Genomic DNA, 1,286 nt, shown 5'->3' on the forward strand with positions numbered 1-1,286 from the left:
TTTTTGTTTTTGTTGTTGTTTCATTCTTTGCAGTAAAGCCAACTGGTAACCATTTCTTTACTCAAAGAGAGAATGAGACAACAATGAGCGATGTCATGACTGCTTTTAAAGACACTTTAAATGATTTAGGAACATTTTGTGAACGTAATATAGAAGCTTGCAAAGTTGGAAAATCCTTTCTAAGCTCACTGAGTGAACGTGCATATTATGGTGCAAAAGCGGCCTATGAGTATCTGGGAAGTATATTAGGTGACAAGAATATGGCTCAGCCAGAAAATACTTCTCCTAAGGTGGATGCACAAAAACGCACACAAAGACAGAATTATCCAACACTACCTTGAAATAAAAGTTTTTAACGCTCACTATGGTTTTATGCTAAGAGGAATAAACGCTTTTTTTGTCAATCAAATGCATCGACATGATCATCAAAAAAACAAAACGGAACTGAGGTTATGGCAGAAACGATCGATGATATTATAGAAAACTTTTCTCTTCTAGATAACTGGGAAGATCGTTATCGTTATGTAATTGAGCTTGGCCATGAATTACCGCCTTTTCCAGAAAGTGCCAGAAACGATTCTCATAAAGTTCCTGGTTGTGTAAGTCAAGTGTGGCTTTTATCTTCACGTGATAATTCTGAAAATCCAATATTAGCGTTTCAAGGCGATTCTGATGCCCACATTGTGCGTGGACTTATCTATATTCTTTTCGCCTTCTATTCAGGAAAAAAAGCTTCGGAGATTCGTGATGCCGATGCTGAAGGATTCTTTGAAATACTTGGTTTAAACGAAAATCTCACACCACAACGATCAAATGGTCTTAAATCGATGATTGAACGGATTCGTAACGAGAGTCATTTATGAATCAAACTCTTGTAACAAAAACTATCCAAAACTTTCATAGAAAATATGCCTGCTAAAAAGCACTTTGTATATACTGGATCTAACCATTTTTAAAATGCGATTACTTGGTTTTCTTCCGTTTGCTTCTGCGTCCAAGCCCCATTTCTTTCGCCAAAGCTGAGCGTGCCTTTGCATAATTAGGTGCAACCATAGGATAAGAACTGTCCAACTGCCACTTTTCACGATATTCTTCTGGCAACATTCCATAATGTGTCATGAGATGACGCTTCAAAGACTTAAATTTCTTCCCGTCTTCAAGGCAGATGAGATAATCGGGAAAGATCGAACGTTTTGGGTTAACGGCAGGTCTTTGCTTTTCAACTTCGACTTCTGTTAACTCTACGTTCCCTGCTTTACGGAAAGCGGCATGAACATCAGTAATCA

The 1,286-nt window shown here is 37.9% G+C and carries 3 protein-coding genes; 2 read left to right on the forward strand and 1 reads right to left on the reverse strand.

Annotation, left to right across the window (positions count from 1 at the left end):
* The coding region (locus tag ACFIK8_RS09425) for a DUF5330 domain-containing protein (RefSeq protein WP_375669270.1) at positions 1–341 on the forward strand (341 nt) is incomplete at its 5' end.
* Positions 342–452: 111 nt separating this feature from the next.
* Complete coding sequence (locus tag ACFIK8_RS09430; RefSeq protein ID WP_375669271.1) at positions 453–863, forward strand: SufE family protein; 411 nt, start codon at positions 453–455, stop codon at positions 861–863.
* Between the two features lie 100 nt (positions 864–963).
* Here the strand turns inward: ACFIK8_RS09430 and ACFIK8_RS09435 are convergent.
* Positions 964–1,286 (reverse strand): MucR family transcriptional regulator (locus tag ACFIK8_RS09435; RefSeq protein WP_375669272.1); only part of this gene is annotated, 323 nt, incomplete at its 5' end.

It is taken from the genome of Bartonella sp. MR168JLCBS (assembly GCF_042194175.1).

Excerpts from the sequence above, each read along its gene's own strand:
- ACFIK8_RS09430 (WP_375669271.1), top strand. The coding sequence starts at position 453 with ATGGCAGAAACGATCGATGATATTATAGAAAACTTTTCTCTTCTAGAT.